This window comes from Gynuella sunshinyii YC6258 (genome assembly GCF_000940805.1).
GTDB lineage: Bacteria > Pseudomonadota > Gammaproteobacteria > Pseudomonadales > Natronospirillaceae > Gynuella > Gynuella sunshinyii.
Genome location: NZ_CP007142.1, coordinates 4,520,484 through 4,534,800 on the forward strand (window position 1 = coordinate 4,520,484; position 14,317 = coordinate 4,534,800).

Here is a 14,317-nt window from a genome sequence, read left to right on the forward strand (position 1 = left end):
TCATAAATGTCCGGCCAAAGCGGCCAAAAATTCCGGCACTAACCATAATATTTATGACACATTATTGCCGAACAAAACTACCGACATTCGTTGCAATACTTAAGCAATAGCAGGATTTGAATTAATTTTAGCCAGATATAACATCAACCATGACCGACAAACCAAACAAAAATTACATTTTGATGTCTTTAAATGTCTTCGAAAAAAATGCTATAAAAACAGCACTCATGGTCATGAAAAAAATATCTAATAAGACATATTCCGAATAGAACTTTCCGATATAGGGACACTATCTAACCCCCTCTCATTTCATGAGTCAATGAAAGCACTGAGCGATTCATCACATTACTTTACATGCAACTTAAAAGAGATGTTATTTTGATAAGTAGCTCACCAAAATTAAATCGAAATGTACTCTATATACGCAACCAAATAACTGAAACTCAATATATCCCCAGGATAACTTGTAAGCCTAAATCAATAACAGGTGTAGCAATTGCCGGAAATTTCTCAAGATAGGTTCTGAACGATAGATAGACGGACGGACTAATACACAGACTTTTACCGAACTTCGAACCTGGACATCAGGATAGAAAGGGTTGAGAGCTGCTTAACTCATTAATAAATACAACAGTGCAAACATTTCAATTTCAAGCCTGTAAATATTAATGAATAAAAAATCGTCCTGATATGGCATTTTATTTGTCGGGATAACCTGAAAAAACTGAAAACTCCTTCATCATGGTTACGCAGCGGTTATTTTTATTTGACCCGCTGACTATCCCGTGATTCCCAAAACTGCGGCAGATCGTCATGAATATCACTCCATCCTGCTTTGGACCCAATATAAATGTGGGCATCAGGACGTTGGTCAATCTCAGAGTCCAGAGTTCCCAGAGTGAACACAACAAATCCATCCGTACCACCCGGAGCGTGAAACGTCAGACTGGAGCCGCATTGACTGCAAAACTGACGAACAGTACCATTTTTTGCGATATAACTTTTTAACAGCTCTTCACCTGACAACCAGCGAAATTGTTCTGCTCTGGCCTCACCAAAAGTTGCGTAGGCAGCACCATGAAATTTCCGACACATGGAACAATGACAATGTGACATCTCATGTTGAATCTCATCCACTTCGTAATGGATTGCACCGCATAAACAGGAACCATGAAATTTCGAGTCTGCAATATTCATCCGAACCTCCGATACCCTTAGAAAAATATCTGCTCTTTTTAGTTATCTTTAACCAATAGTTAATATGCTTTACAGGTCTGACCAGTTAACAATTCCCGAAGACCAGCCAGTTTATGCTTCGCTTCAGAGACAATTGCGTAAAATACGGAATTTTTCAGTATCCAGTTAACACAGAAAAAGCGAACCGTATTGAACATCAATGTATTACAGAAAACATAATCATTCGACACATTTTTACTATCTACGGTCATGCCCAACCACAGAGGTAACTGGTACCGGAATGAGAGTTATCTATTTGCACAGTTACGGTTAATCTGTCTAACACCGTTTCACACGACTGACATGTTTTAACAGCCTGTGAGATTGCCTGAGTTTGTCGGAAAGTTGGCAACCGTGTATCTCATTACACGCCATAACCTGACAAGCCGTCTTCACGCAAATTTCCAAACAACGTTATCTCCAGTGCCAGAGAGTCGATAACCCAGCCATCCGATCCATTTAATGACCGGCACCACCTGCAATCACTGGCAGACGGGTTTTATCCACCAGTGACCCGTGCTGATCATCTGCAGATAGAAATTAGTTGCAATAATTCCCGTCAAAGGCAGACTTGGGCCGGCATGTCTTTTTACTCAATATTTCAGAGCCGGACGTATTCATCATATTGAAGCCACCGGCCACCCGGAGCATACGCATACTGGTGCTCCAACCGGCTGCACATGCTCCAAAGGAACCGTCAACAGGGGAGAACAACCATGTCTGATCAATTCATTAAATCCAGAGCCGCCGTAGCCTGGGGACCCAAACAACCGCTGACTATCGAAGAAGTCGATGTCATGCTGCCAAAGGCCGGTGAGGTACTGGTGCGTATTCTCGCCACTGGTGTCTGTCATACCGATGCCTTCACATTATCCGGAGAAGATCCTGAAGGGGTCTTTCCGACCATCCTTGGCCACGAAGGCGGTGGTATCGTTGAACAGGTGGGAGAAGGTGTCACCAGCGTCAAACCAGGTGATCATGTGATTCCACTATACACACCGGAATGTGGCGAGTGTAAATTCTGCCGATCCGGCAAAACCAATCTCTGCCAGAAAATTCGCGAGACCCAGGGCAAGGGCCTGATGCCAGACGGGACCACCCGCTTTTTTAAAGACGGTCAGCCCATCTATCACTACATGGGTTGCTCAACGTTTTCCGAATATACCGTGCTGCCTGAAATCTCTTTGGCTAAAGTCAATCCCGCAGCCCCATTGGAAGAAGTCTGCCTGTTGGGTTGTGGTGTCACCACAGGTATGGGTGCGGTGATGAATACAGCCAAAGTCGAGGAAGGAGCAACTGTTGCAATCTTCGGCCTGGGTGGCATCGGTCTATCCGCTGTAATAGGTGCAACCATGGCAAAAGCCGGTCGCATCATTGGCATCGATGTCAATGAAAGCAAGTTCGAACTGGCCAAGAAACTGGGCGCTACCGAATGCATCAATCCAACTCAATATGACAAACCCATCCAGGAAGTGATTGTTGAGCTCACCGATGGCGGTGTGGACTACTCCTTCGAATGTATTGGTAACGTTAACGTCATGCGCTCAGCACTGGAATGCTGCCACAAAGGATGGGGAGAATCCGTGATCATTGGTGTTGCCGGTGCCGGACAGGAAATATCCACCCGTCCGTTCCAACTGGTCACTGGTCGAGTATGGCGTGGTTCTGCGTTCGGCGGAGTGAAAGGCCGTTCTCAGCTGCCAGATATCGTAGAGCGCTATCTTGCTGGCGAGTTCAAGTTGGATGACTTTATTACCCATACCATGGGACTGGAAGACATCAACGAGGCATTCGAGCTGATGCACGAAGGTAAAAGCATTCGTTCTGTGATTCACTACAACCGCTAAGGACGCACCATGACTCTGGAATTAATCAGCAGCAACAAAAGCTTTGGTGGCTGGCTCAAGCGTTTCAGCCACGCCTCAACAGTCCTCAGCTGCGAGATGCGCTTTAGTGTCTATCTGCCGCCACAGGTAGAAGATGGCACCAAAGTCCCGGTACTGTACTGGTTATCCGGACTGACCTGCACCGATGAAAACTTTATGCAGAAAGCCGGTGCTCAACAGCTGGCAGCTGAGCTCGGTCTTGCCATCGTGGCGCCGGATACCAGTCCGCGCGGTGAAGGCGTGGCCGATGCCCCCGATGGCGCCTATGATCTGGGACTGGGGGCAGGCTTTTATGTCAACGCAACCCAGCCTCCCTGGAATACACATTATCAAATGTATGACTACATCGTCAGCGAACTGCCGGCAATCATTGAGGCTCACTTTTCCATCAACGGTAAAGTCGCCATCAGCGGCCACTCCATGGGTGGACACGGAGCACTGATGATTGCTCTGCGCAATCCGGACAAATTTGTATCCGTATCGGCTTTCAGTCCCATCAGCCATCCGAGTAATTGTCCTTGGGGGGAGAAAGCTTTGAGCGCCTACCTGGGCAATGATAAAAGTTTGTGGCAAACCTATGATGCCAGCGTCCTGATGCAACAGGCGACAGCGTTTCTGCCAACACTGGTAGATCAGGGTGATGCGGACGAGTTTCTGCCGCATCAGTTGCAACCGGAAGCCCTTGAGCAGGCAGCGAAGATATCCGGCTATCCTCTGGAGCTTCGCCGACAGCCTGGCTATGATCACAGCTACTATTTTATTGCCAGCTTTATCGCGGACCACCTGCGCTTCCACGCCCGTCATCTGCAGTAACCTGTTGTCGGGTTGAACGGCATTTACGCCACCCTTGTCCCGGGACAGGGTGGCAATCGAACCCACTACTCATCTGACAAAGCAAGTTGATTAAGCCTTAATTCAGTTGCCGGAACCAACAATACAGGCTCTACCAAAAAAGGGAATAAAACAATGAAGATTCTGACACCCCTCGCAATATCCATCTTGATTTCCACTTCTGCACTGGCAATGGACTCTTCGGAAAAGAGCCTGCGACCGGTCGATAATCGCGACATTCGCGAACTTCAGATCGAAGTGAAAATGCTGCGCCAGGATGTTCAAAAGCTGGAAGCACTTATTCTGCAAATGCAACGAACTCTGAATACCCTCGCTGACGACGGTTCCAGCAGCAATAACAACAACCATGATAATCAATGGGGTTGCTATATGAACGATTTGCGAGCTGGCGGCATCTACGCCACCGGACGCACCGAAGCCGAAGCCAGAGGCAAAGCATTGGCAAGCTGTACAGAAAAAAAAGGAACCTGTTGGGATGATCACCTGAAATGCACTTCATCCGAATAACCCTGTTTTTTTTAGTCGCTACAGACTGACCATATTCGCCCGTCACAGAGCCCTATAGGGCTCTGGACACTATCCCCCGCTTCGATTCACCCTCACATCACAACCCCGAAGTCAGACGACGCTCCCCCATCCGCTCATACCGTCCAGTCCCATGAACGAGTTGAGTGATTGCGAATCTACGGTACCATGACGGTTCAGAGACGCTGTTTATCCTGTTCCCATCACATCGTGTACGAGGGTTAAATCATGCATTCATCAACACAACACCAAAGCAGGCTCCGGGTAGCAGTCATGACCTTTAGTATCATACTGTACGGCATATGCGCTGCCGCGCGGGCAGATCTGCCGTCCGGTCCGCCGGTTCCCACTCCACCTCCCAATGCCAAAAACCAGACGCCGGCATTCCCACAACAGACACGCGCGCCGGAAGTTCACTCGGACTTTTCGATTCAGTTGACACAAGTCGCCAACGGATTAAACCATCCGTGGGCGTTGCAGTTTCTACCGGATGGAAAACTACTGCTTACGGAACGTTCGGGGAACCTTCGGCTGATCACTCAGGACGGTCAAATGTCGGCACCGTTACAAGGATTGCCAGAGGTGTTCACGTCCGGACAAGGTGGACTGCTGGATGTCAATATCTCTCCGGATTTTGATCAGGACAGGCTGGTGTACTTCAGCTACTCAGAACCCCGTGAGCATAATAAAAATGCCACAGCGGTCGCCCGTGGCAGGCTGAACGAAACTGCCGCCGTGCTGGAAAATGTTGAAGTGATCTTCCGCCAGCAGCCAGCCTGGGAATCCCACCTGCATTTTGGTTCCAGATTGGTCTGGAACAAATCGGGAAATTTGTTTGTCACCCTCGGCGAACGATCGCTGCCAAAACCGCGCCAGCTGGCCCAGGATACCAACACCCATCTGGGCAAAGTCATACAGATAAAAGCCGATGGCAGCATCCCGGGTACCAACCCGTTCATTCACGGTGGAGGCCAACCAGAGATCTGGTCATATGGTCACCGTAACCCTCAGGGTGCAGCAATTCATCCACTCACCGGGGAACTCTGGACGATAGAACATGGCCCACGTGGTGGAGATGAACTGAATACACCGGAGGCAGGAAAAAACTATGGCTGGCCAGTGATCACCTATGGAATCGATTACTCCGGTGCACCTATCGGTAATGGCATCACCCAGCAGCCGGGCATGGAACAGCCACGTTATTATTGGGACCCGGTCATTGCTCCCGGCGGCATGACCTTTTATCAAGGACCGATATTTCCGGAATGGAACGGAAATCTACTCATATCCTCCTTGAATCCCGGCGGTATTGTCCGCGTGATGATCCAGGACCACCAGGTGATTGGCGAGGAACGGCTGGCGACCAACGTGGGTAGAATTCGGGATCTGACCACTGATCATGATGGATACATCTGGTTTGTCACCGATGCAGATAACGGCAGTCTTTATAAAGTCAGCCGGACAACACCATAATCGCAGCAGCTGCCAGCTTATATCCGGTGCGGCAAATGGTTGCATATCATCGTCCGGACAATAAAAATACTGACCACGGGCAGACGAATGCCTGCCCAATTTTATGCTGAGCCGATTTGAACAGCCAATGGACTGGCCGGCAACCGGCTCCTAATCCATACCAAACAGGACGCTGCAACCAATGGATATCGATCAGATCATTGCTGAGATACCTGAAGATAAAGCGAAATCAACGCTTTCTTATTTGTTAAACAGTTATATGAATCCGGCATTCGGTGCATTGCCGAAAAATGAGGTGGAACTCATTATGCTCAACGTTCTGGAAAGCCTGAATATCATCGATCCGGAACCAGAACTTTACCAGCTTGTCTCCAAACTGAAGATCACCCGCTCAAAAGCACGCGGACTCATTTATGATCGGGAGCTAAGACGATCCTCAGAAAGTGATCTTGACGAAAAAGTCAAAACCCTGCTGAAGCGACCGCTGATTCAGAAAAATGGCGATCTCTATGTACTCGAAGTGGAAAACCCACTGATTTCCGATCATCTGCGCTCCAAGATTCAGAAACTGGGTTACGTCTCCGATGGTTCGTTTTCGCCCAGTCTGATCAAACTCGGACTGGATGCCATTTCCGCGCTGATAGAATCCTACTTGTCTGATCAGGAAAAAAACCAGCTGACCGCCATTCTGGTTGAAGCCGGCGCGCCAGACACCTCATTCAGCGGGATCATCAAAGCGACACTTAAAAAAGCAGCTGCCAAAGTCGCTTCAGACAGTGGAGAAGTATTGATGGACAAGGCATCGGAATTCATTACTCCCATCATTGATGCCGGTTTTGATCTGTTAAGGGAAAGGGTCAGCGACCTGTTTGAGCAGAACGACGATTAATCTGCTTAATGTTGTTTATCATTTATTGTTCATCCAACCAGCCCCGGATGAACAATGCACTTCAAGTCTCTGCATAGAACGAGCGTTCTGAAACCACTGGAGAAAATCAAGAATACCTCCATTTCAGACTCGCCATGAATTCTTTTATCGCCCTGTCGACCATCCAATTTCATATAGCAACCAAATGACGATAGACAAACACAGTGACTCTGATAAAAAGGCAAATGGATCGTTTATGCCCGTACCTTCCTAAAACAAGTAACTCGTCATAACAACAAGAAGGATTTTATTCATGAAAGCAAAATTTCCACTGATGGCAGCCACAGCACTGCTGCTTTCCAGCTTCAGTTTCGCAGCCGAATGGCAACAACAAACCGGTTGGGTCCTTGCCTATTCTCATGACAGTCAGGGTAATGCCTTAACGGGCAGCATCAGCACTCTGTCTGATGCAATTGCCAATGGCGCGGATGTCAAAGTCAGTCAGAATGCATCCACCTCTGAATACACCTCATTTTTTGACTGTGAATGGACATTCGTTAAAGCCGATTATGTTGCCTGTACCAACACCTCTCATATCAGTATCCAGTCAGTACAGGGTAGCAATTTTGGCTTCCAGGATAATGCGTATCACTGGTACATCATGGTCAATACAGAAGGAAAACGGGATATGAGCCGATGGCTGGTGGGAGCTCATGAATCCGCTGGTCATACCCAGGATCGAACCGCCTTGAGCTGGTGGGTAAGAGTCAACTGATCTCAACTGAAGAAACAGGTCTGATGATCATCAGACCTGTTGACTGAAACACAGCCATTCATTTAATCGACAAGTCAGAGAACAATTATCATGACCTGCCTCATCGATATCATCGTCTTTTTAAGAATTCGACTGGCCTGATTCCGCCAGCAACGCTTCCATCTCATCCATAATCAGATTCATACGCTTGATAATGGCTTTGAATGGTTCCGGCGTGGCAAGATCAACACCCGCGTTTTTTAGTAACACATATGGATAGTCAGAGCCGCCAGCTCTCAACAGATTTTTGTAATTTTCTACACCAGCCTCTCCATCTTCAACGATACGTTCATAGAGTGCCGTACCCGCCGTAATGGAAGTGGCATATTGATAAACATACATGTTGTAGTAAAAGTGCGGCACAAACATCCATTCATTGGTATAGAGCTCATCAATCTCCACCACGTGCTGATCCGTACCGTGATAACGCTTCAGAATCTCGCCGTAGATCTGAGATATTTTTTCACCGGTGAGCGCTTCACCATTTTCAACCTTCTCATACAGCGCCAGTTCAAACTCAGCAAACATGGTCTGACGGAAAAAAGTGCCGCGGAGATTTTCAAGACTGGAGCCCAGATAGAAGATTTTTTCCTGAGCAGTCTGTGCGCGCTTGGTCATGTACTCCTGCAGAATCAGTTCCAGACTGGTGGACGGAATTTCGGCAATAAAGGTTGAATAGTCAAAGGTCTGTACGGGTTGGGACTCAATTGCATACAACGTGTGCATGGCGTGTCCCCATTCATGGGCCATAGTGGAGAGGGACTCATAATCATCCTGATGATTCAGCAGCAAATAAGGATGCACGTCATACAGCGAGCCATTCATATAAGCACCGGAACGCTTGCCTTTTTGTGGAAATGCGTGGACCCATTGATCATTCATACCAGCAGTTTGTTTGTTGACCCAGTCATCTCCAAGAATAGACATGGCATCCAGAGTAATGGTTTTTGAGGTTTCGTAGTCAAAGGTTTTATCCAGTGAGACCAGAGGCGGATAAATGTCGTAGTAATGCATCTGATCGATACCGAGTATTTTTTCCCGCAGTTTGAAATACCGGTGCAATGTCGGCAGCGCCTCATTAACTTCTTTCACGAGAGTCCGGTATACATCCTCCGGAATATTTTCGGTATGCAGCTCTCGCTGCAAAACGCTGTCATAACCGCGCGCTTTTGCCAGCGCCACCTGATTCTGAATATGAGAATTCAACACCGCACCAACACTGCTGCGATACTCCTGCCAACGGCTCCAGTACGCATTAAAGACTTTTTTACGGTCTTCACGGTTTTCACTGGCACGCCAGCGGCTGTAGCCCTGAGAGTCAATCCGATAAGTTTGGCCATCTGACAGAGTCACTTCCGGCCAGGGAATATCAGAATTGGCGATCAGGGAGTAAATGCTTGATGGCGCATCCAACGGAGTGCTGAAACCGGCAAGTAAAGACTCACCTTTGGCATCCAGCGTATAGGGTGCCTGCCGTAAGGTGTTTTCCAGATAGAAACGATACGGCTCCAAGGCGGGTTCCTTGCGTAGAAAACGATTTATTTTTTTCGCACCAATCGCAAGTATTTCAGGTTGCAGCCATGAAGTAGATTCACCAAGCTGACCATACATGATGGCCGCCAGCTGCTCCATTTCCTGGTGTTCCGGAATCTGCAGATTCTCATCAGCCAGCAGACTGGCATAGGTATAAACCTTGCTCATTGTCTGTTGAGCATTGGAAATCGCTTCCAGTCCTTCGAACAGATGCCGGGCATTTTTGCCCAGCGTCCCTTTGTATTCCTCTATTTTCTGGAGATCTGCCAACGCAGCTTCGCGGGCCTGATTCCAGGCTTCCTTAGACGGATAAATATCCGTCAGATCCCAGGTATACCTGGGGTCTTCCATGGAAGATTCCTCTGTCTCGGCAAAGCCTGCCGGAGCCAGCAGCAGCCCGAACGACAACAGGGCCGCAGTTAACGATTTATGCATATTATTCTCCTATGGGGTGTGATCAGCACGACTATCCCGATACTGATTTGATATTTTCTCAAACGGATTAATAGTGGAGTTGATTATTATGAAAATAAAAACCATTGACAAATCAGATACCCAGGTACGGGTTCTCATACTGAAGCCAACATCTGCCAAATCCCCGCATGTTTCTTGTTTCATACTTAGGTGATCATCGATCATAAAAGCGTCAGAATCCATACCTGCCGATCTCATCCCTGAGACGCCTTAACGGCTTACTTAAACAGCGCTCAAGCACACGTCAACAGCGATATTAAATCTAGTTCTAAAGTATGAGCCGAAAAAGCCGGTTTTTACTTATCATCGAACATCAGCTTCAATCAAGCTGCTCCGTCTGGATTAAAAGGTCAATTTCGCCTGGAAACCACTGACTCCACAAAAAACCAATGCCTGGTCTCAGTTTCCAGGATATGACTACTCTCAGGACCAACACATGCGTTCACTGATAGCCTTCATGGCACTCGTTAGCTTATTTGCCTGCACCAGTTCCACTGTACTGCCAGAACAAGCACTGGTCGAACCAGACCTCGTTACTCGTGCCATAGAACTTGAAACCTCATTAAACCAGCGGCAGGGCCTGCCGGTTCCCGAGCAACAGCACTGGTTTAATGTAATAGAAGGTCATATTCCGGTCATTATCACCGCTCCTCATGCAACCCGCCCTTTACGGAATGGTCAACGAAGATTTTCCGATGGCGGTGGCACCGCAGCGTTGGCTGTTGTACTGGGAGAACTGACGGGTGCGTATGTCATCTATACCACATATGAGGGGCCCTCAGACCCGAACTATTACGATGATAATGACTTTAAAACACAGCTGCAGAAACTGATCACCACGGTCCAGCCTTTATATATTCTCGATATTCACGGCAGTCATCCTTATCGTTCTTACGATATCGATCTCGGCACGATGAATGGTCATTCGCTGCTGGGTCACCAGGATCTTCTCAAACAGTTGATCAAACGGTTCGATATGGAAGGCATCTCCAGTCTGTCCTACAACCGTTTTGCTGCATCCCGAAATGAAACCATCACTAAATTTGCAGCCGCCCACGGTATTCCTGCAATACAGCTCGAAATCAATTCGACCTATGTTACCCCGGCTGAAGGAAATGTGTATGCACAACGATTTTCCATACTGTCACAGGCCCTCGCCCGATTTATCAATGACAGTGTCGCCACAAACAGACAACCATAATATGGGCATAATTATTTCAGTTGCCTATACCGGTAAATAATACTATATAGGATGCTTACTACTATCACTTCGCCTTGCAGCGAATCGTATTCACTGACAAACACCCGGAACCAAACATGAACGCTCTGGCAATAGCGCTGATTAATGGCTATCAAAAATACCTTTCGCCCTATAAAGGTTTTAAATGTGCACATGCCGTCCTGTATCAGGACATGTCGTGTTCCCAAGCTATTAAACAGATTATCGCTACTGAAGGACTGCTCGGTGGATATCGAAATATTCGTCGGCGCTTTTCTGACTGTCGGAAGGCATACGAACAACTGTCTGATAAATCCCAAAAACGGGAGCGCCGGAAAAAAGGGCACCGCTGTAACTACTGCGACCCCGGTATCGCCTGTGATGTCGCCGATTGCCTGCCAGGAAAAGGTTGTCATCCGTCAGACAGTGTCTGTGACTGCTCTATCTTTTAATCTCGCTTATTGGCAATGGATTGCTGGATCACGTAAGGTTTTTTATTAAAGCCCGTTTGCTGTTTTCAATGAATGCACTCAGTACTCACCCTAATTATCATGCGATTCAATTCAATTAATCCAATAAAAAAGCCCGGACGAATCCGGGCCGGTTTTCGAAACACTGATTTAACCACAGCATTCCAACATCATTTTTGTCCGTTCACCCATGTAAATAATGGCTGCTATGCATCCTTGGGCAAAAAATTCTCCTGACTTTGTCGACAGCCAGCTTACACGACCCAACGGTTTCGTATTGACTATCCGCAACAACGACGCATCCCTGCATGGCGTTAGCAAATGGATTTGTCCTATCAATCATAGGTATAGGCTTTAATATCCGAAAACTGGATATAATCCCTCGGATTCGTCGAGTTATAAGGACGAACAAATATCAGCCGATATTCGCTTAACCTGCCGTAATCATTATCGGGAATGCTTAACATGACATTTAAATCTTCAGTTTCAGGCATGGAATAAGCGCCGATCGTTGTCCATAATGATTCTCTGCCGGGAACCCTTGCCTGCACTCTGACCAGATAAGGCGCTCTGGCGAATAAACCTGCTGAAAATGGATTTACAATTTCGAAACGTCTGATCTTCAACGGCGTATGATAGTTGATGGAAATGCTCTTCACATTGGGGTTGTTATAGGCTGATGTGGTGACTGATTTGACGTTACCGTCAAATACATATCCCCAGTCATCCATGGTAGTGGCGGTTGCATTCAGGCTGACCCATTGATCATCCACCAGCATAGTCCGGTTAGTGGCATCGTAAGCCTGAGAATAAGCTTCATCGGTATAGTAAGAGCCATTGGCCGGCAATAATGTAGCCTGAGTATCATTGTAGGTGCGAATGTACAGATTACAGCGACTGTTAGCCGTCATGGTGTTGTAGTTAATACCGGCTCCACTCACCGCCGGTGCCTGATAAGCAGTCGTCTGGCACCAGTTGCCTGTCGCGGTTGTCAGGCTAAAAGAAGTTGCACCATTGTAACTGCAGCCATCCTGCTTCCAGAATAAATCCGGGGTCAGGAAATTAGGCAGTGTTTCAGGTAAATAAGCACAGTTCATCTGATTAGTCCGACGCAGATACCAAAGATCAAACACGTAATGGATACCAAGATCGGGATAAGCCACCATAAACTGTACATCGTCATTCATCAGGCGTGTATAGGAACGCTGATTCACACAGGTACTCAGTTGCGAAGGGCTGGATTGGGCTGCAATCTGTATCCATCGCTCGTTACCGCTTCTCGGTGACTCACTACCGCACCCTGGGCCATCCACAATGACAATGCCATCGTCATCAACATTACCGGAGTCACCGCCAGAGTCATCGCCGCCATCGGAATCACTGGGGGATAAAATAATATCCTGGTTGATGATTTGCAGCGGCAGTGCAGTCAGCTGAACATTGGTTGCCCGGTTACCTGCCTCAACACGGATACTGTATTCACCTTGTTGCACATTTGCTTTGATAAACCCTGGCGTCGAAAGAACAGATCCATTGGTTAAACCGATGGACTCGCCATTGATAAAGACTTCAGCTCCGGCCACGCTATCCAACTTTCCATCATTACTCTGCAGCACATTGATTGCCAGAGTAGCCAACAAATGACCGCTCACAACATAACTGTTTTGCAACTCAAGGGGACAGGTGAAACGATTATTGGTGCTCTGCAAATTAATCACACCAGTACAACTGGTCAGCAGTTGGCTTTCTTCAGTTTTACTCTGATCAATGAAATCCAGATTAATCACCAATTGATCCTGATTTTCCAGACCGATATCCAAAGTCGTTGCCGCGAAATATTGGCCTCCTTCCTGTTGAATATCCAACAACTGTTCCACAAACACAGAACCACTGAGTTTCAGATATGCTTTCAGCGTTTCCAGTGTCTCAACACTGTTCACAATTGCATCGGGAATATTGATCCTGAAGACACCGGTATCCGGATTACCCTCACTGAGAGCCAGAGATACATCTGCCTGCAACGGGACAATATCAAACAATACGTTTTCACCGTTCACCAGTTGCACGGTTTCCTGCGTATCCAGCGTATGACCAACCAGCATATTGCCGTCATAGAAATTCACCTGAATATGGTATTCACCATCAGGAAGAGACAGCAGTGCATCGCTCAGGCCGGTTTCCGAATTTACAGAGAAGATCTCCTCATCACCGCCATCGATGGCAATACCTATTCTGGGTTCAGTCAGATTGATAGCCAATAGATCCGCCTGATCAATTCTGAGCTCTATATCAGCCATGGTATCGAGTAGCTGCACATCAGAAATCGTATTACCAATAAGGGGTTTGATAGTCATGTTGATGGCTGTTTCATCGCCGTCTTCCAGAAGGATATTTTCTGCACTACCGGCATATTGATGCCCATTACCTTCCAATAACAAACTGAAATGATAAGTTCCCGGTGCCAATGAAATATTCTTTTGTGATACCGCTTTACTGTCTGCATCGACACGGATATACCAGTAAAAATCCTGTTGGCTACCCGTTTCTGCGTTGGTCACCAGCAATGTCCCGCTATAATATTCCCCATCCACCAGTGTGGAACGTGGAAGTGATTTTGCAGATATGCTGGCTGAAGTACGCTGTAAAAACAACGCAGTCATAGTGGGATTAACCGTAACACCTTTGACGGTCTTATCGGATTCCTGAACCTGGGGTGCACCGGTATTTTGAAAACCGCTTTCACCACCACAGGCACTGAGCATCAAAACTGCAAGTACGGAAAAACACCTGCACATAAACATCAGATTTAAATTCGGCATTTTTTTATTCCCTTGTGATCAAAAATTCTACTGCTCACTTAAGTGAACTTTCTGTACGTATAAATTACGCAGAAAAATAAGCGGCAGATCACAAAATTACTTTAGAAAAAGGGATCTTTTTTGCCGAAATGAATAGATATGGCCAGAT

The 14,317-nt window shown here is 47.1% G+C and carries 11 protein-coding genes; 8 read left to right on the forward strand and 3 right to left on the reverse strand.

The genetic code is table 11. The annotated features are described in order from the left end of the window. Positions 1–762: 762 nt before the first annotated feature. Entirely contained in the window at positions 763–1,197 is a 435-nt protein-coding gene (locus YC6258_RS18775; RefSeq protein WP_044618280.1) for a GFA family protein, read from the reverse strand. Between the two features lie 755 nt (positions 1,198–1,952). On the opposite strand from YC6258_RS18775, the gene YC6258_RS18785 reads away from it, so the two are divergent. The 6 genes from YC6258_RS18785 (at position 1,953) to YC6258_RS18810 (ending at position 7,615) form a co-directional block, all read left to right on the forward strand. Continuing rightward, complete coding sequence (locus tag YC6258_RS18785) at positions 1,953–3,083, forward strand: S-(hydroxymethyl)glutathione dehydrogenase/class III alcohol dehydrogenase (RefSeq protein ID WP_044618282.1); 1,131 nt, start codon at positions 1,953–1,955, stop codon at positions 3,081–3,083. Between the two features lie 9 nt (positions 3,084–3,092). Continuing rightward, a complete protein-coding gene (gene fghA, locus YC6258_RS18790) occupies positions 3,093–3,935 on the forward strand; it encodes an S-formylglutathione hydrolase (RefSeq protein ID WP_044618283.1) in 843 nt (280 codons plus the stop codon). 153 nt (positions 3,936–4,088) lie between these two features. Beyond that, a complete protein-coding gene (locus tag YC6258_RS18795; RefSeq protein ID WP_044618284.1) occupies positions 4,089–4,481 on the forward strand; it encodes a hypothetical protein in 393 nt (130 codons plus the stop codon). 291 nt (positions 4,482–4,772) lie between these two features. After that, positions 4,773–5,972, forward strand: coding sequence for a PQQ-dependent sugar dehydrogenase (locus YC6258_RS18800; protein WP_044618285.1), 1,200 nt, complete (start codon positions 4,773–4,775; stop codon positions 5,970–5,972). Positions 5,973–6,153: 181 nt separating this feature from the next. Beyond that, positions 6,154–6,861 (forward strand): hypothetical protein, encoded by a 708-nt coding sequence (locus tag YC6258_RS18805; protein ID WP_044618286.1) that lies wholly within the window; start codon positions 6,154–6,156, stop codon positions 6,859–6,861. A 292-nt stretch (positions 6,862–7,153) separates the two neighbouring features. Continuing rightward, positions 7,154–7,615 (forward strand): hypothetical protein, encoded by a 462-nt coding sequence (locus YC6258_RS18810; protein WP_044618287.1) that lies wholly within the window; start codon positions 7,154–7,156, stop codon positions 7,613–7,615. Between the two features lie 120 nt (positions 7,616–7,735). On the opposite strand, the gene pepF is transcribed toward YC6258_RS18810, so the two are convergent. Beyond that, entirely contained in the window at positions 7,736–9,622 is a 1,887-nt protein-coding gene (gene pepF, locus YC6258_RS18815; RefSeq protein WP_044618288.1) for an oligoendopeptidase F, read from the reverse strand. 475 nt (positions 9,623–10,097) lie between these two features. On the opposite strand from pepF, the gene YC6258_RS18825 reads away from it, so the two are divergent. Together YC6258_RS18825 and yidD are read left to right on the forward strand one after the other, a co-directional pair. Further along, entirely contained in the window at positions 10,098–10,862 is a 765-nt protein-coding gene (locus YC6258_RS18825) for a hypothetical protein (protein ID WP_044618290.1), read from the forward strand. A gap of 116 nt (positions 10,863–10,978) precedes the next feature. After that, positions 10,979–11,332 carry a membrane protein insertion efficiency factor YidD gene (gene yidD, locus YC6258_RS18830; RefSeq protein ID WP_044618291.1) on the forward strand — a complete coding sequence of 118 codons (354 nt, stop codon included), beginning with the start codon at positions 10,979–10,981 and terminating at the stop codon, positions 11,330–11,332. 353 nt (positions 11,333–11,685) lie between these two features. Here yidD and YC6258_RS18835 read toward each other — a convergent pair whose 3' ends face one another. After that, positions 11,686–14,169, reverse strand: a complete 2,484-nt coding sequence (locus YC6258_RS18835) for a hypothetical protein (protein ID WP_044618292.1) — start codon at positions 14,167–14,169, stop codon at positions 11,686–11,688. Positions 14,170–14,317 lie beyond the last annotated feature (148 nt).